Origin of the sequence: Pseudomonas sp. RA_15y_Pfl2_54, from assembly GCF_963971015.1 — a bacterium.
GTDB lineage: Bacteria > Pseudomonadota > Gammaproteobacteria > Pseudomonadales > Pseudomonadaceae > Aquipseudomonas > Aquipseudomonas baetica_A.
In genome coordinates this window covers 49,151-62,760 of sequence record NZ_CAXAPN010000031.1, presented here as the reverse complement: position 1 = coordinate 62,760, position 13,610 = coordinate 49,151, and the positions used below count along the sequence as shown (strand labels likewise).

Here is a 13,610-nt window from a genome sequence, read left to right as displayed (position 1 = left end):
GCTCAAGCTCCCAGTCTATGGGCCTGTGCCCGTGCTTTGTCCGCGACCTCATCAACCATGCGGTTCAGCTCCAGGTTGAATTGGACGAGCTCCCTGTGAAGGTTGGCGATGTAGTCTTCGTCGCGGTAAATCGTTTCGATGTAGAGCTGACATTCCTCGTCCTGTCGAGAATCGAAGGACAGAAAGTCCCACCATTGCCTGCCCGTTACGAACATGCAGCCCTGAATCTGCGGCATATGTTCCTCGGGCATGCCCTCCAGCCAAGTCCTGACGTGGATCGCTTCATTGAAAGGGCACTTTGATTCGGTACCACCGTCGTCGTTTATCAGGCCGTCTGGCGAGCAGCCGAGCCAGTCATACTTCGGGTGAACGATGAATTCCGACGGCACAACAATGTTTCCTGTCAGCATCTCGTAGGCGTCTTGAGCCTTCTGTTCTTCCGTGTGGCCCCACTTCATGGAGGCACTGCTGACGTTGTGCTTGGACTTCTTCGCCAGTCGTTCGAAGCACAACTCGCGCATGTAGGAGGTGCGCGCGCCCATCGGCTCTCGCTTCCCATTCTTGTCAGGCTTCCCCCAAGCGATCACATCTTTGAATCGACTGGCCGTCACTCGACCAGACCGGTCTGAATGCCACTTTTCAGTGCCTTGAAGTTCGGTTCTCACTACGCCGCTTCCTCGACCTGAGACAGATCGTCGCCGGTGCCAGTCAAGTCGGTGAAGTCAGCATCAACGGTTGCTGCCATGCTCTTGAGTGCTTCATGACACTCCAAGCCGATCGCCGCGCGCTGCTTAGGCTTGAGAGCTGCCCAAGCTGCCGCATATGCATCGATGTCCTGTCGCTTCGCTACGACCAGCAGGTCAGCGAATACACCGTCGATTTCCGGTGATGGGGATTTCGGTCCAAAGGACACTTCGGCGGCGGCAGCGGTGTTTGAGGCTTGCTTCGCAGGGGTGATATCGATTTCGCCACCGTAGGAGTTTTCGAACTCATCAGGTGTGTAAACACCGAGGATGACGTCGGGGCAGAAGAGCCGCGCCCATTTTTTCGTCACCAGATACGCGATTTGTTGTTTTGGATCTTCGGCCCATAGTGTCGAGTTCCGGGTGCGAACCTGAGTGAGCAGAAGTTCCAGAGTGCGAGGTTCATCCTCGCCCTTGAACGTTGCCCAGACCTTGATCCCAAGCCCTTTCTCGTCGTCGAAGCTCCACCCCGGAACGCGGTATTTCTTGAACTCGCCCGTGTCCTCGTCCTTCTTAGTTCGGCTGGTCACTTCGCGCATCTTTCCGATGACGTTTTCCCAGGTGCCGAACCACTCGAAGTTCAAGCGGCCCTTAACTGGCGCCTTGGCAGTGATCACGGCGTTGACGAGCTGAGCCTCGTAGCTCAATGCGCCGCCGTTGACGATGAAAGTCTTCTGCGCAACAGCGAATGGGTTCATCTGCCACTGCATCGCTTGAAGCACCACTGCCATGCAGTCGGCTTGATTGCCCTTAAGATGCTTGGGGACTGTTGTCACGCCCTTCGACATCATCAAGGCGAGATCGCTCATCGACTTCATGGTGTTCGGGTCGAGAATCAGCGCTGCCGCGTTGTGGGACGGTTCTTGGTAAGTGGTAAGGCCGGTCGGGGCTTGGGTGTCTGAGTCGTTCATTGCGCTCTCCTTGGCCGACGATGTGTTCGACGATCTTTAGAGGGGAAGGGAAGGGTTAGAAGCGAATTGCACGAAGCCAGGATCGGGCGGTGTCGATGTTTACATCGAAGCCCAGCGCGACGACCTCGACGATGTCCTCGACCGCTGGCGCGGTGGTTGTCTCGTCGTCGAATTCAGCGGCGATCGCCTGCGTGTTGTTAGGTGCGACCTCGACCTTCTCTTCGATCAGCGGCGTTACCGCGGCAATGATCGGGGCCGGCGCGGCAGCTTGTGCGCGCAGGCGGGCCAGTTCTTCCTGATCACGTTGGTTCTGCTCGTCCTTCAAACGCTGGGCGTCTTGATCACGCTGCAGTTGCTCGCGCTGCCGGTTGAGTTCTGCCTGCTGGTCTGCAATGCGCTGGCGATCTTCTGCTGCGATCCGTTGGCGTTCCTTTTCTGCGTTTTCATCGGCAATCCGTTGCTTCTCGCGCAACTCGTCGAGCTCTTTTTGCTGGACTGCCAGCTTGGCGGCAGCCTCTTCGCGCTCGACGGCGGATCTGTGCAGGGTTTCGAGCTGCTCAATAGCGTTGTCACGGGCGATGGTGCCTTCCGCTTCGAACTCGGCATATTCCTCTGGCAGGATTACCGACTCTTTGACGTTCTGCAGGACGCTCGCAACATCGGAAGCGCTACGGCTCGCGTATGCAGCAGCGACTGAGCTGAATCGGTTGATTTTCACTCGGATGGTTTCGACACGCTCAGCCTCGATACGCTCGCGCTCGGCTTTGGCGTCTGCCGCACGCTTTTCTTCGGCCTTAATGGCTTCGTCGACAGGGGCTTCAATCGCCAGAACTCGATCCTTCAGCGCTTCGCCAAACTCTTTGACCTGGTTGACGCGAGCCTGGGCTTCTTTGACTTTCTGCTGATAAGGAACGAGTGCGGTCTTGGTAGTGTTTGCCAAGGCGTAGCGCACGTCGCGGATGTCGACTCGCACTTCCTTGGCACTTGCCAGCCCCTCACTAGTCGAGCAGTCAACGACGAGCTTCGCGTAACTGGTTTCCAAACGGACGATCTGTTCCTCATGCGGCCGATACTCGGCGATGTCAGTGACGGCAACTACTGGAGCAACAGAGTTCTTTGTGTCTTCGGCTGCGCTCATTTCGATGGTTTCCTGCGAGGGTACTTGTTGGGCTTTTGCGGACATGACGGTTCCTTGCAGCGCCGAGCGCAGCATGTGTTTGTGTTGTTTATTGAGTGATTCGGTCAGCGAGGGCGCTGAGCAGCATCAGGAAGGTGAAGACGCCGATGGCCGAGAACGAGCCGCGCCGGATCAGAATGCGGCGGGCAAGTTGCCGGGAGGTCAGCGGAACACCTTGTAAGTGGTCGACTGCGGCGGCTGGCAGGTGCTGGAAGATTCACGCGCCACGTTGTAGCTGGCCATAACGATCAGCAAGCGGCCCGCGAGAACCCAGAATACGATCTTCATGGACGAGCCCTCACTGCGATGCGTCCGCCTTTCATGGTGACCGACAGGCGCTGCGGGAGGTTGTCGACCAGATCATCGCGCTTGCGGCCGATCACCTCGTTAAAAGGGAGGCCGAAGCCGAGGATGGCGAAGCGGCGCTCAATGTCGTCGAACTGTTCATCAACCAGCGTTTTTACCGGTGGCGTTGTCATGCTGCAGCTCCTTGCGTGATCAAAGCGTTATAGGAGGCGTATATCTGGTCGATGCGGGCGCGGTAATGGCGCTGCTCATCGGTGTCGATGGCGCGCAGCAGGAAGGCTAGGGTGATCGCCGAAGTTGCCGCGGCGCTTGCGTTGGGTTTACCGAGGTCGCGGATCATGTTTTCGATCTCGCCTTCGATCCAGGTGCAAGCCGTCTGGTGGTCACGCTGCTGGACGTTCATTTCAACCCCCAGAACTCACCGTAAGCGACCACTGCTTCCGCGACTCGCTTGGCCCGTGCCTTACGGTCGACGAGCTCCTGAGCAGCCATCAGCGCTTGACGCCGGGTGCGTTGCTGTTCGGCAGTTTCGTAGTCGTGGAAGTCTTCAACCTTCGGCGCTTTTGGGCGCCCCCAGTCGTCGTAGCGCCTGTCCCACTCTCGGGCCTGCGCACTGTCTGCATAGCTGGTTGCCATGGTCGCCTCCAGATTTGGCTGGGTTATTCGTTTTCCAGCGGCGGAATTACCATCCAGTGCGTGAAGTTCTTCGGCCAAGTCCTGACGACCCAATCCTGCTGAACGCGCCGAACACCTCGGGCTGGGTAAGAACTGCCGGGCTCGTATTTCTTCACGCAGATGACCAGCACCTGGTATGGGGTGCCGAGATCTTCCGGAGGCCTCTCAGAAACAGGTATCCAGTTACTCATGCCGCCTCCGGCCAATGGCGCTCAATGCTCTCTTTGGCGTACGGCGACAGGCGCGCATAGCCGTTTACCGATCCGCACCCCGGCATGGTTCCTTCAAGCTCGACGCAGGCGCGGACGTCGCAGCGGCGCGAGCAAACCCAGCCACCGTAGTGGCATTGGTGGACTTCACCTTTCGGCTCGGGGTGATAGGCGAGGCCGCCTTTCCACGATGGCGAGCCGCGCAGCTTCAGCCCGCAACCTCGGCAAACCGCTTGTGTGTCGGTGCAGTTGTGCATGACGACCTCCAGTGTTTGGGGTTAGGCGGTGGCGGGGACAGCTTCACGGAATCGCGAAGGGCTCCAGTCGCACGACTCGTCAGCCGGGATATGGCCGAACATCAGCGTGCAGCGGCGGCAGTGCACGCAGTCGCCGCAGGTTTTGCCCTCGGGCAGGTTCATCTGATCAGCGTTGTCCGCCGACCGTGGATACGGTGCTCGTTGTTCGGCCATGATTTGCTCCACTTGATTGATCCAACAAAACTCGCAGTGCACTCATCCGCTCCGCTGGTTGCCGTTGGGCGCAGGGGTAAGTGCATTCGGGTGGTGTCGGGGAAGGGTGACTAAATCGCTAAAGGAACCAGCGAGCTTGGCCGATACGTCTTGGCATTAATGCCAAATAATTGAGATCTGGAGATATGAATGTTTCTGAGTAAAGTTCGCAGTGCTACATCCATCGCGGTGATTGCTCTCGCTTATGCTGTCCCATCTCCGGCTGCCACCGACGTTGTCGCAGACCACAACACTGCGGTTATGGCTGTCGCATCCACCCAGGCGTGCGCGAAGAAACATCCAGAAGCAGGTATCACTTTAGAAAAATTCCTGACGGAGCAGAAAGAGGGCATGACTGACGAGATGGCGAAACACATCCGTGATGTTGCTACAAATCCTCGGTACGAAATGGAAGTGAAGCAGTCGATGGAATTCTTCAATTCCAAAGGCGGCCAGAGCTTGCTGGACAGCCTTTGTGGCGGGTTCATCACCGCGAAGTAAATGCCTCGCTTGCTCACTTCGCTGTGATTCATTCCTGATGCAGGTGGGCGGTTATAGGCCGCAGTTTCGTCCGCATCGGGGTGGGATCTGGCCGGGGCTCAACCGGCATTCGGCGGAAGGGGTAGCCCAATAGGCGACCGGTTGGCACATCCGCTGCCCGAGACTTAGCCTCAGATCACACCCCGATGCGCTCTCATAGAGAGGATCGGGCAGTTAGCGACAGGCTGTCGCGGCGCTGGTTGGTCATGTTGCGAGCTTGTCAGCCTTGGATAGCAGGGCAGTGCAGACGCGCTCGTCGTAGCGATCTGTCGTTCGATACCTATCGACAACCTCAACGATCACCGCTGACTTAGCTCTGGCCCATGCTTGATGCGCCTCCTCGGCAGTCTCGAAAACGCCAAGTCCGACACGCTTGCTGTCCGAGAGTCGAATCCGAGCAGCAAAGGGAAGGCCGCGTGCATTGCGAGTTACGCCAACCGGAAGGTCGCCCCGTACTGCGGCGCAGTCATTCATTAGCGTGTTGACATACACCGGAACAAATACGGACGTTTCTGGGCGATACAGCTTTTCCCACGGCCGAAGAATGTCCTTGTCTAAGTGATTGCCCTGCCATGGCTGTTGCTGCATCCAAGTCTTGAAGCTCATGAACGAGCGCCAATCATCGGATATCTTGCAAACGTCATAACCAGGTCGACGCGCAGCTTCCTTTCCGTAGCACCGACCAATGATTCCCTTCCACCTGCTGTAGTAAGGACTCATTGGCTTGCTTGCTGAGGCGCCTCCCTCCGGTTCGTCGTTGATCCCGAAGCCTTTGATCAATCCTCTGTGCGACATGTCCCGTCTCCACTGAATTCAACAATGCCGCCTCATAGAAGCGGCATCAGTAAATCTGTGGCGCCGTGACCCGCTGCTGGCGGCCGTCACTGGCTTGAATCCAACTACCGAGAATTCCTCGGTAGTTCAAAATTGTTCCTCCAGCCGCGGGCCTTTCGGCTTGTTCTCCCGCTGGATAACTGCTTTCGACGTTTTACGCTGCACGCCCGGGTCAGTTGCCAACCCTCTGAACCGTTGAGGCCGGTTCATCGCTGCCTTTGAATCTGGGCCGGTGGTGATCCGGCAAGGTGAAGCGGTGGGTCTAAAGAGCGGTGGGTCTGTTGAGGCCCTTCGCAGTGGCTGTGTGTCGCTGCGATGGGTGAACAATACCTCCGGTATTGTATGTGGTCAATACCGCCGGTCATGTATTTTTGTAAAGGCATGAAAAAGCCCGCTCAGTGGCGGGCTATGGGTCAGGTCAGGGAAAACAGTTGGGGGAATTACGGTGTTTGGTCAACCGGCGAAAGCGGCAAAATCATCTAGGCCTCAGTTCCGAGGTATGGCGCTACATCCCAATCAATAATGTTCGCCGTTACCCGCTTTATCCATGGAAGCTTAGCAACGTACTTTGCCGCTTCATCACTTGGATAGTTCGCACGAATAACGTCGTTTTCAGCGACGGCATTAAGAAATGGCAGGCCGTAGGGTTCGTCGTTTTCTATTTTCTTCAACTTAACCCGAAAATCGCGCTCTTTCTGATCGTCAAATTCGTCTGGAGGTACCGCTAGGAGCTCAAGCTCAACGGCATAGAACCTTTTTTTGAGATCGTTGTGATCCCAAGATTTTTTAGCAGTGCCGACAACCAGATCAAAGGCGGAGAATGTTACAACGACGGCTGATGCGGCAATCGCAAACTCAGGGGGGGCCTTCGCGACCAGAGCAGCCGCGACTGCTGAGCCGAACAAGACGGTAACAAACGACATGATGGTTTTCAGCTTTGCAAAGAAAGCGGATCTGTACGAGTGGTACTTGATGCACCTCTGCACATAGAACTCAATGTCATATCGTTTATCGGCTGCTTGAGTCATTAGGATTTGGTCTCGGAGGAGCAGGACGATTCTGTGATATCACATTTGGCGGCAAGCCGTCATTAACGACTCTGTGGCGCCCATGATCCTTGCTCTCATTGCTTGGCTTCGGTCCTGTTACTGGCGGCTTCTTGTCTTTGCTCATGCTGCGCTCCGTCGATTAAAGCATTCAATGTGAGTGGGCATTCCAACCAATATGCACCTTGGAAACTCCTACAACATCCCGCCGCGCCAAACCACGCGACCAATGATACGCACTTCATTTATTTCGCCATCGCGCAGGATCTCATCGCCATAGCGCGCCTTATCCGAGTTGTCGCTACGGATGATCCAGCCGTCGATGTCTGACTTCACGAGTCGCTTCACTATCGTTCCTTTGGTGGCGCTCTGCATGGCGAAGATCTGACCGTCTTTCGGTTCGATCTTTGACTCATCCACCAGCAGCACGTCTCCATCGTTGATGGTCGGCTCCATGCTGTGGCCGTTCGCGTAAATGACGTCCAGGTGTCGCTGGTTCAGGTTATTCGCCCGCAGCCAAGACGACTTGAAAGCCATGACACCGCGAATCTCTACGTGAGGGTTGTCGTCGCCTTCACCGGTCGAACCGCGTGCGGTGAGCTGCAATACGCCTGTGTATGCCGGCTCATTTCTGAGGTCGAAGCTCCGCGGCGGTACGCGAATGTCGTCCGTCTCTCTATGAGAAGGGCGCATATCTGGGAGCGAAGCCGCCATCTTCTCGATCTGAGCGGCAAGTGTAGGGCTTATATCCGACACAGGGACCTGCAGCGCTTTCGCAAAAACCACAGCAGCGTTAACGCTCAAGGCTGTGCGCCCATTCATAAAGTGGCTCACAGCGCCTTGCGTCACGCCATCGCCCAGTTCTGCGGCGAGTTTTTCTTGGGTGAGCTTCAGCTCCCCGCGCTTTGCCTGGAAGAGGGATTTCAGACGAGCGCTGTCTTGCAGCTGCCAGTCAGATAACGGAAGCCGTCGTGAGTCTTTTTTCATGGCGTGATGTTATTACCCACGGTATTTACTTAGCCAATATCGCCGGTATTGACTGCTAACAATACCGGCGGTCATACTTGTGGTGAAATCTACGTAGAGGACGCCGCAATGCGCCGAATCCCACTCACCGAATTTGCCAAAGAACACGGCCATACAAAGGCCGCGCAGATGCTCGGCTGTACGCAGGGCGCCCTCAGCAAGGCGATCCGCGTAGGCCGTGATGTGTACGTGACCCTCGAAGACGACGGCAGTTTGTCGGCACAAGAGCAGCGTCCGTTCCCGTCCCAGAAATCCGCCGCATAACCAATTTCAACAGCCAGGAGCATCGAAGCATGTACATGGACCCCAATCAAAAGCGCGCCATCCCGGTGAAGGTTCGATTCGAACCCGTGCTTGATCGGATTCTGCGTAAAGCCGCGACCAAAACCCGTATGCAGCACGCCACCTACCTCTACGAAATCATCGAGTGGGCTGTGGCCAATGGTGTGATCGAGGAACTGATGCAGGACAAACAAGAAGATATCGCGGGCTAGAGGCCTTTTGGAGGCCCGAATGAGCATTGAACTTGAAAAGCTGCCGCCCAAGACGCGGCAGAAGGTAGAGGAGTTGATGCGCGCCAACGGCTGGAGCTTTAGCCGAGCGATCAACGAAATGATGGAAATCTCCATCGCCTGTGGCGCGCTTTCGGAAGTTGGAAAGAGGAGGGCAAGGATATTGGAGTTGGTGCCCCGAATTAGCCCCTCTGAGAGGGACTCTTCGGGGTAATCCAGAGGGCCTCTGCCAAATTCGAGACGAAAAAAAGCCGGGGTAGTGACCCGGCCCTCTTAAAACACGCTGTGGGAAGGATTATATGCAAACCACGCCACTTATCAATACCCCCAACAATGTCGCGACACGTTTTTCGAATTCTGAAAACGTGTCGCGTACCGAAATCGTCAGCCTCATAGATGGTGAGGCGGTCACAACCACTCTCGCCATCGCTGCAGGCTGTGGGGTGGATCACGCCAGCGTTATCAAACTGGTTCGCGCCTACGAGTCCGATCTTCAAGAGTTTGGACTTCTGGATTTCAAATCCGAAAGTACAGGTGGGCGCCCCACAGAGTTCGCCGTCCTCAATGAGCAGCAGTCGACACTCATCCTCACCTACATGCGCAATAGCGCGATTGTTCGCGAGTCCAAAAAGCGCCTCGTTAAAGACTTCTGGCGCCTGGTTCACGCCAAGCCGACCTTCGATTACATCGCCGCCCTCAACGACCCGCGCACATTGCTGGCCTTGCTCACTGACAACGTGAAGAAGGTCGTCGCCCTGGAAGCTGACAACACCGAGCTTTCCAATGAAAACCTGATGCTCGAGCAGAAGGTCGCCGCCGACGCGCCGAAGACAGCTTTCTTCGACGCGGTGACCGTCACTCACGAAACCTATTCGGTGGCCGAGGCCGCAAAGTTGATCGGCACCGGACAGAACCGCCTGATGGCATTCCTGCGCCAACGCCGTTGGGTCACCCTCCGCAAAAACGAGCCTATGCAGGGTCCGATTGAATCCGGCTACCTGACTGCAAAGCTCAGCACCTTTGAGCATCCGGAGAACGGCAAGACCACCGTGTCCACGCCGCGAGTGACCGGCAAAGGTCTGACAAAGCTCCAGGCCCTGTGGGCACGCCGTGACGCCGACCTGCTCGGAGGTGCGCTGTGATCACCACCGAACGCCTTCAGTTGCTCCTGCGCGTTGCTGATCGCGCACTGGCTCATCAGCGGACCATCGACGATATGGCCGAAGCCCAGCGTCGTCTAGATCAAGGCTATGCCGACTTCTTTGAAGAGCATGGCCGCCCATTTGACGATCGCCGCCCGATCAATCCGGAAGTCGAAGAATTCCTTCCGGTCATCGACGCGACTCGCCACCTCTATATCGCCCGCTGCAACGCCCGCCAAGCCGCCAACACAGCCAAGCGCAAGCTCAAGCTGGCCGTTCGTGCTGTCGAGCGTTACGACGCAGCCTCTAATACTCAGGAGGCCGCGTGATGGCCCGCATACGCACCGTCAAGCCCGAGTTCTGGTCGAGCGAGCAGGTCATGTCCTGCCGTCCGATGGCTCGACTGCTGTTCATTGGTCTCTGGAATTTCTGCGATGACGGCGGCAACCACCCGCTTGCGCCGCGAACCATCAAAGCCTTGGTGTTTCCGGGTGACGACATCACCACCGAAGAGGTGAGCAATCTGCTGGGTGAGCTGGAAGGCGCCGAGCTGATCCAGAGCTACTGGGTGAGCGGGAAGAACTACTTCCACGTCCGTGGCTGGAAGCACCAGAAGATCGAGAAAAAGAACTTCAAGTACCCCGGCCCGCCATCCGAATTCGACGACCAGTCGGAGAACATTCGACAACAATTCGCCGAGCAGTCGTCGACTGATCGTCGACCGGTAGACCCCGGAAGGGAAGGGAAGGGAATAGGAGAAGATCAACACAACTCACTACACGCGAGCGGTGAAAATTCGACTGACCCAACCAGTGCAGAATTTGCACCAGTTGATCCGGAGGTGGTTGATCCAAAGTCACCACGGGAAATGACCCTCGACTGGAAACCTGATCACAAGACCTTGAAGGCCTACGCCTTTCGCATGGCAATCCCCGTCGACACGTTCACCGATGAAGCAACCGCTGCTTTCGTATGCCACTACTCGGCATCCGGCCGCATCGAAACAGAGGCTTTCTGGGTCAGCTTGCTGGTGAAGTGGGTGAAGCGCGATACAGCCACTGCCAGCAATGTTCACCGCTTCCCTGAACGGCGCCCATCTGCTGAGCCTGACTTCGACAGCAGCGCATGGGCCACTGGGCTTGTGGTGAGCCCATGAAGCCAGCCAACCAACTGATGGCGACCATGAGCAACCTGCCGCCAGCCCTTCAAAGCCAGCCGCTCCACGTGACGACTGAGACGGTCGATGTCGTGAACGATCTGTTCCGCCGCCTCCGTGGGATCTTCCCGGCATGGCGCCAAGCGTGGCCGTCCACTGAAGCGCTGGACGCAGCCAAGGCCGAGTGGATCAAGGAGTTTGCCGACGCTGGCATCCGAACCTTGGAGCAGATCGAGTTTGGTATCCAGAAGTGCCGCAAGCTCAAGAAGCCTTTCGCGCCGAGCGTCGGTGAGTTCATCGCCATGTGCGTGCCGAGCCCGGAAGATTTCGGCATGCCTGCGCCGGCCGATGCCTGGCTCGAAGCGCTGATGGGCACCTACAGCCATGAAGCGGTGAAGCTCGCGGCGGAAGCGACGGGCCTGTTCGATTTACGAGCGGCAAAGCAGGAAGACAAGGGCCTGCGCGCCAGATTCGACCGCAACTACGAGGTGATCCTGCGCCGCGCTCAGGCCAACCAGCCGTTGGACGGGAAGATCGCCACGGGCATTGGCCACGACGGCCAAAAGAGCGAACTGGAGCTGGCCGAGGAGTTCGCCAGCCAACGCCAGGCTCGACTGTTGGCCACTCAGGGCGTTCCAACCACGGGCGCAGCGGCACGGGCGCAGCTGCTCGCCAAGTTCGGCAAGAAGACCACGGAGCAACGGACATGACCATCGACAAAAAAAAACTCCAGAAGCTGCTGTGGGCCGAGGCGGCGTCGTACCGTGCCGACTGCGCAGACTGGAAGCGCAACACCGAGGCGCTGCAGGAATTCCTCGGGGAGAAGACCGTGGAGGAGGTGGCGCTTGAGCTGCTGGCCGAAAACAAGCGACTTACAGCATTCGAAGAGGCCTATGCAACGGCCTGCAACGTCCGCAACCGGTTGATCGAAGAGAACGAGGCGCTTCGCAAAGACGCAGAGATCGGTCGGTTGGTTTTCCAGTTCTTTGACCGAATGGATGATCCGGCTGATTGCGATCCACTGGAGAAAAGCACGGGCGAATTTTTGCGGGCCGTTTCCGCCGCTATGGCCAAGGCGGTGCAGCCATGACCGAGTTCGCAATCCGCAGCCAGCGCGACATCAGCCGTCTGATGGGCGTCCTGCATGCAACCGACTTCACCAAACCCAAGATCGTGGTCATCAAGGACGAGAAACGCCCTGACATCTGTAACCGCAAGATGTGGGCAATGCTCAAGGACGTATCTGAACAGGTGGTCTGGCACGGCAAGAAGCTGACCAGTGAAGACTGGAAGTGCCTTTTCAGCGCCTCGCTGGAGAAGCAACGAGCGGAGCCAGGCCTCGACGGTGGATTTGTGGTGATGGCCGTATCGACCCGCAAGCAGTCGCAGAAGTGGTTCAGCGATCTGTTCGAGCTGATGCATGCCTTCGGCGCCGAGCAGGGCGTCAAGTGGACTGAGCAGGACAAGTGGGGAGGGCGCTACTGATGCGCGTAGCCATCAAGGAATCGAAGGCGCCCAAGCCGAAGAAGTGCAAGAACCCAGCGTGCGGGGAATCATTCGTCCCGCAGCGACTCGGGCAGGCGGTATGTGGATACAAGTGCGGTCTGGCCATCAAGGACGTCAATCAGGCGAAGGCCGGCAAGGCGTTGGCCCAGATTGGTCGCCGCGAGATCAAGGTCCGCAAGGAAAAGCTGAAGACCAAGGCGGATCACCTTCGCGAAGCCCAGGCCGCCGTGAACGAGTACATCCGTCTGCGTGACGCGCACCTGCCGTGCATCAGCTGCGACTCCATGCCGAACGACAACGACCTGATGACGGGCAGCCGCTGGGACGCTGGTCACTACCGATCTGTCGGCGCCTGCCCGGAGCTGCGTTTCGAGCCGCTGAACATCCACCGCCAGTGCGTGAAGTGCAATCGCAACCTGTCCGGCAACGCGGTCGAGTACCGAATCCGGCTGGTGCTGCGCATCGGCGCCGAAACCGTGGCTTGGCTTGAAGGGCCTCATGAGCCCCGTAAGTACACCGTCGAAGAAATCAAAACCATCAAGGCCGAATACCGGGCCAAGACCCGAGAACTGAAGAGGGCTGCAGCATGATCTACCCAAGCGTTCTGAACGCAGTTGTCTCCGCCCTCGCGGCCGAGGCCATCGACAACACCAGCAAACAGGCATGGCAGAAGCTGTACAACTCGGCCGACGAGGAAGAGGGCGGCGACATGGCGACATTGGTCCGCTCCCGTGGCGCTGAAACCATCGACCGTACGCAAGTGGACTGCTGGGTATCCGCCAGGCTGCACAGTGCGTTAAAGCAGAAGCACTGGGATGCGCTGGTGGCGAAGTACAGTACCCACAAGGGGCGCAAGGTGCAGGCTATCTCAGCGTTGCAGGCCCTCATCAACACCCCGGCCCCGAAGCTGTTCCTGTTCAAGGCGACCACTGCCTGGGCCATCCCGCAATTGAAGGGGGCGCGGCCGAAGGTGGCGACCTCCGTGTCAGTCGAGATCCCGATCGATGCGCCAGAGTGGCGCCGTGAGGCTGTGGTGAAGGCTGCGCTGGCTGCCGGTCAAGCGAAGGTGAAGCGTGACAGCTACCGATCCGCCGACATGATCGTGCTCAAGGACAGCTTCTACGACATGAACACCTGGGACAACGACGGCACACCAGAGTCAACACGCCGCCGGTGGCGTCAGGATATCGGCAAGGCTGCTGATGACCTGGTCAATGAGGCTCTGGCGCATGCCGCCGACATTCTCGGAGGCGAAGGGTTGCTGATTGAACAAGCTGCGTGATTGCCTGTTGACATCAGTGAGCGGATGAGCGAAATT

25 protein-coding genes are annotated in these 13,610 nt (G+C 57.7%); 12 read left to right on the top strand and 13 right to left on the bottom strand.

The window, feature by feature from the left end; translation table 11 throughout:
• Window positions 1–2 precede the first annotated feature (2 nt).
• From AACY50_RS21315 to AACY50_RS21270, 10 genes are all read right to left on the bottom strand, one after another.
• A complete protein-coding gene (locus tag AACY50_RS21315) occupies window positions 3–665 on the bottom strand; it encodes a lambda exonuclease family protein (protein WP_064116720.1) in 663 nt (220 codons plus the stop codon).
• Entirely contained in the window at window positions 665–1,654 is a 990-nt protein-coding gene (locus AACY50_RS21310; RefSeq protein WP_339539135.1) for a RecT family recombinase, read from the bottom strand. Before AACY50_RS21310 ends, AACY50_RS21315 begins: the two co-directional genes overlap by 1 nt.
• Window positions 1,655–1,709: 55 nt before the next feature.
• Window positions 1,710–2,837 carry a hypothetical protein gene (locus AACY50_RS21305; RefSeq protein ID WP_339539134.1) on the bottom strand — a complete coding sequence of 376 codons (1,128 nt, stop codon included), beginning with the start codon at window positions 2,835–2,837 and terminating at the stop codon, window positions 1,710–1,712.
• A 156-nt stretch (window positions 2,838–2,993) separates the two neighbouring features.
• Entirely contained in the window at window positions 2,994–3,119 is a 126-nt protein-coding gene (locus tag AACY50_RS21300) for a hypothetical protein (RefSeq protein ID WP_339539133.1), read from the bottom strand.
• Window positions 3,116–3,310 carry a hypothetical protein gene (locus tag AACY50_RS21295; protein ID WP_339539132.1) on the bottom strand — a complete coding sequence of 65 codons (195 nt, stop codon included), beginning with the start codon at window positions 3,308–3,310 and terminating at the stop codon, window positions 3,116–3,118. Before AACY50_RS21295 ends, AACY50_RS21300 begins: the two co-directional genes overlap by 4 nt.
• Window positions 3,307–3,540: a hypothetical protein gene (locus tag AACY50_RS21290; RefSeq protein WP_339539131.1), complete on the bottom strand. Its 234-nt coding sequence runs from the start codon at window positions 3,538–3,540 to the stop codon at window positions 3,307–3,309. The genes AACY50_RS21295 and AACY50_RS21290 overlap by 4 nt, the downstream gene beginning before the upstream one ends.
• Window positions 3,537–3,773, bottom strand: coding sequence for a hypothetical protein (locus AACY50_RS21285; RefSeq protein ID WP_339539130.1), 237 nt, complete (start codon window positions 3,771–3,773; stop codon window positions 3,537–3,539). Before AACY50_RS21285 ends, AACY50_RS21290 begins: the two co-directional genes overlap by 4 nt.
• A 23-nt stretch (window positions 3,774–3,796) precedes the next feature.
• Complete coding sequence (locus AACY50_RS21280) at window positions 3,797–4,003, bottom strand: DUF551 domain-containing protein (RefSeq protein WP_339539129.1); 207 nt, start codon at window positions 4,001–4,003, stop codon at window positions 3,797–3,799.
• On the bottom strand, window positions 4,000–4,278 hold the full coding sequence (locus AACY50_RS21275; RefSeq protein ID WP_339539128.1) for a hypothetical protein: 279 nt from the start codon (window positions 4,276–4,278) through the stop codon (window positions 4,000–4,002). Before AACY50_RS21275 ends, AACY50_RS21280 begins: the two co-directional genes overlap by 4 nt.
• Window positions 4,279–4,299: 21 nt before the next feature.
• On the bottom strand, window positions 4,300–4,491 hold the full coding sequence (locus tag AACY50_RS21270) for a hypothetical protein (RefSeq protein WP_339539127.1): 192 nt from the start codon (window positions 4,489–4,491) through the stop codon (window positions 4,300–4,302).
• Between the two features lie 189 nt (window positions 4,492–4,680).
• Here AACY50_RS21270 and AACY50_RS21265 point away from each other — a divergent pair, with 189 nt between their 5' ends.
• Window positions 4,681–5,031: a hypothetical protein gene (locus tag AACY50_RS21265; protein WP_339539126.1), complete on the top strand. Its 351-nt coding sequence runs from the start codon at window positions 4,681–4,683 to the stop codon at window positions 5,029–5,031.
• Between the two features lie 243 nt (window positions 5,032–5,274).
• Here the strand turns inward: AACY50_RS21265 and AACY50_RS21260 are convergent, their stop codons facing one another.
• The 3 genes from AACY50_RS21260 to AACY50_RS21250 all read right to left on the bottom strand — a co-directional run bounded on the left by AACY50_RS21260 (window position 5,275) and on the right by AACY50_RS21250 (window position 7,937).
• Complete coding sequence (locus tag AACY50_RS21260; protein ID WP_339539125.1) at window positions 5,275–5,865, bottom strand: hypothetical protein; 591 nt, start codon at window positions 5,863–5,865, stop codon at window positions 5,275–5,277.
• Between the two features lie 518 nt (window positions 5,866–6,383).
• The gene (locus AACY50_RS21255; protein ID WP_339539124.1) at window positions 6,384–6,932 is read right to left on the bottom strand and encodes a hypothetical protein; all 549 of its coding nucleotides are present in this window, start codon (window positions 6,930–6,932) and stop codon (window positions 6,384–6,386) included.
• Window positions 6,933–7,145: 213 nt separating this feature from the next.
• A complete protein-coding gene (locus tag AACY50_RS21250; RefSeq protein ID WP_339539123.1) occupies window positions 7,146–7,937 on the bottom strand; it encodes a LexA family transcriptional regulator in 792 nt (263 codons plus the stop codon).
• Between the two features lie 108 nt (window positions 7,938–8,045).
• Here AACY50_RS21250 and AACY50_RS21245 point away from each other — a divergent pair, with 108 nt between their 5' ends.
• The 11 genes from AACY50_RS21245 to AACY50_RS21195 all read left to right on the top strand — a co-directional run bounded on the left by AACY50_RS21245 (window position 8,046) and on the right by AACY50_RS21195 (window position 13,574).
• The gene (locus AACY50_RS21245; RefSeq protein WP_339539122.1) at window positions 8,046–8,240 is read left to right on the top strand and encodes a Cro/CI family transcriptional regulator; all 195 of its coding nucleotides are present in this window, start codon (window positions 8,046–8,048) and stop codon (window positions 8,238–8,240) included.
• Window positions 8,241–8,275: 35 nt separating this feature from the next.
• Window positions 8,276–8,470, top strand: coding sequence for a hypothetical protein (locus tag AACY50_RS21240; protein ID WP_237143817.1), 195 nt, complete (start codon window positions 8,276–8,278; stop codon window positions 8,468–8,470).
• A gap of 19 nt (window positions 8,471–8,489) precedes the next feature.
• Entirely contained in the window at window positions 8,490–8,702 is a 213-nt protein-coding gene (locus tag AACY50_RS21235) for a hypothetical protein (protein ID WP_339539121.1), read from the top strand.
• A gap of 85 nt (window positions 8,703–8,787) precedes the next feature.
• Window positions 8,788–9,630 carry a phage antirepressor KilAC domain-containing protein gene (locus AACY50_RS21230; protein ID WP_339539120.1) on the top strand — a complete coding sequence of 281 codons (843 nt, stop codon included), beginning with the start codon at window positions 8,788–8,790 and terminating at the stop codon, window positions 9,628–9,630.
• Window positions 9,627–9,959, top strand: coding sequence for a hypothetical protein (locus tag AACY50_RS21225; RefSeq protein WP_339539119.1), 333 nt, complete (start codon window positions 9,627–9,629; stop codon window positions 9,957–9,959). The genes AACY50_RS21230 and AACY50_RS21225 overlap by 4 nt, the downstream gene beginning before the upstream one ends.
• Complete coding sequence (locus AACY50_RS21220) at window positions 9,959–10,786, top strand: DnaT-like ssDNA-binding domain-containing protein (RefSeq protein WP_339539118.1); 828 nt, start codon at window positions 9,959–9,961, stop codon at window positions 10,784–10,786. Before AACY50_RS21225 ends, AACY50_RS21220 begins: the two co-directional genes overlap by 1 nt.
• Entirely contained in the window at window positions 10,783–11,496 is a 714-nt protein-coding gene (locus tag AACY50_RS21215; protein WP_339539117.1) for a replication protein P, read from the top strand. Before AACY50_RS21220 ends, AACY50_RS21215 begins: the two co-directional genes overlap by 4 nt.
• Window positions 11,493–11,876 (top strand): hypothetical protein, encoded by a 384-nt coding sequence (locus AACY50_RS21210; RefSeq protein ID WP_339539116.1) that lies wholly within the window; start codon window positions 11,493–11,495, stop codon window positions 11,874–11,876. Before AACY50_RS21215 ends, AACY50_RS21210 begins: the two co-directional genes overlap by 4 nt.
• Window positions 11,873–12,271: a recombination protein NinB gene (locus tag AACY50_RS21205; RefSeq protein ID WP_339539115.1), complete on the top strand. Its 399-nt coding sequence runs from the start codon at window positions 11,873–11,875 to the stop codon at window positions 12,269–12,271. Before AACY50_RS21210 ends, AACY50_RS21205 begins: the two co-directional genes overlap by 4 nt.
• Complete coding sequence (locus AACY50_RS21200; protein ID WP_339539114.1) at window positions 12,271–12,882, top strand: recombination protein NinG; 612 nt, start codon at window positions 12,271–12,273, stop codon at window positions 12,880–12,882. Before AACY50_RS21205 ends, AACY50_RS21200 begins: the two co-directional genes overlap by 1 nt.
• Window positions 12,879–13,574, top strand: coding sequence for a hypothetical protein (locus tag AACY50_RS21195; RefSeq protein ID WP_339539113.1), 696 nt, complete (start codon window positions 12,879–12,881; stop codon window positions 13,572–13,574). The genes AACY50_RS21200 and AACY50_RS21195 overlap by 4 nt, the downstream gene beginning before the upstream one ends.
• Window positions 13,575–13,610: the final 36 nt, after the last annotated feature.

Coding starts and splice junctions, on each gene's coding strand:
- AACY50_RS21310 (WP_339539135.1), bottom strand. CDS start 1,654: ATGAACGACTCAGACACCCAAGCCCCGACCGGCCTTACCACTTACCAA.
- AACY50_RS21305 (WP_339539134.1), bottom strand. CDS start 2,837: ATGTCCGCAAAAGCCCAACAAGTACCCTCGCAGGAAACCATCGAAATG.
- AACY50_RS21300 (WP_339539133.1), bottom strand. CDS start 3,119: ATGAAGATCGTATTCTGGGTTCTCGCGGGCCGCTTGCTGATCGTTATG.
- AACY50_RS21295 (WP_339539132.1), bottom strand. CDS start 3,310: ATGACAACGCCACCGGTAAAAACGCTGGTTGATGAACAGTTCGACGAC.
- AACY50_RS21290 (WP_339539131.1), bottom strand. CDS start 3,540: ATGAACGTCCAGCAGCGTGACCACCAGACGGCTTGCACCTGGATCGAA.
- AACY50_RS21285 (WP_339539130.1), bottom strand. CDS start 3,773: ATGGCAACCAGCTATGCAGACAGTGCGCAGGCCCGAGAGTGGGACAGG.
- AACY50_RS21280 (WP_339539129.1), bottom strand. CDS start 4,003: ATGAGTAACTGGATACCTGTTTCTGAGAGGCCTCCGGAAGATCTCGGC.
- AACY50_RS21275 (WP_339539128.1), bottom strand. CDS start 4,278: ATGCACAACTGCACCGACACACAAGCGGTTTGCCGAGGTTGCGGGCTG.
- AACY50_RS21270 (WP_339539127.1), bottom strand. CDS start 4,491: ATGGCCGAACAACGAGCACCGTATCCACGGTCGGCGGACAACGCTGAT.
- AACY50_RS21265 (WP_339539126.1), top strand. CDS start 4,681: ATGTTTCTGAGTAAAGTTCGCAGTGCTACATCCATCGCGGTGATTGCT.
- AACY50_RS21260 (WP_339539125.1), bottom strand. CDS start 5,865: ATGTCGCACAGAGGATTGATCAAAGGCTTCGGGATCAACGACGAACCG.
- AACY50_RS21255 (WP_339539124.1), bottom strand. CDS start 6,932: ATGACTCAAGCAGCCGATAAACGATATGACATTGAGTTCTATGTGCAG.
- AACY50_RS21250 (WP_339539123.1), bottom strand. CDS start 7,937: ATGAAAAAAGACTCACGACGGCTTCCGTTATCTGACTGGCAGCTGCAA.
- AACY50_RS21245 (WP_339539122.1), top strand. CDS start 8,046: ATGCGCCGAATCCCACTCACCGAATTTGCCAAAGAACACGGCCATACA.
- AACY50_RS21240 (WP_237143817.1), top strand. CDS start 8,276: ATGGACCCCAATCAAAAGCGCGCCATCCCGGTGAAGGTTCGATTCGAA.
- AACY50_RS21235 (WP_339539121.1), top strand. CDS start 8,490: ATGAGCATTGAACTTGAAAAGCTGCCGCCCAAGACGCGGCAGAAGGTA.
- AACY50_RS21230 (WP_339539120.1), top strand. CDS start 8,788: ATGCAAACCACGCCACTTATCAATACCCCCAACAATGTCGCGACACGT.
- AACY50_RS21220 (WP_339539118.1), top strand. CDS start 9,959: ATGGCCCGCATACGCACCGTCAAGCCCGAGTTCTGGTCGAGCGAGCAG.
- AACY50_RS21215 (WP_339539117.1), top strand. CDS start 10,783: ATGAAGCCAGCCAACCAACTGATGGCGACCATGAGCAACCTGCCGCCA.
- AACY50_RS21210 (WP_339539116.1), top strand. CDS start 11,493: ATGACCATCGACAAAAAAAAACTCCAGAAGCTGCTGTGGGCCGAGGCG.
- AACY50_RS21205 (WP_339539115.1), top strand. CDS start 11,873: ATGACCGAGTTCGCAATCCGCAGCCAGCGCGACATCAGCCGTCTGATG.
- AACY50_RS21200 (WP_339539114.1), top strand. CDS start 12,271: ATGCGCGTAGCCATCAAGGAATCGAAGGCGCCCAAGCCGAAGAAGTGC.
- AACY50_RS21195 (WP_339539113.1), top strand. CDS start 12,879: ATGATCTACCCAAGCGTTCTGAACGCAGTTGTCTCCGCCCTCGCGGCC.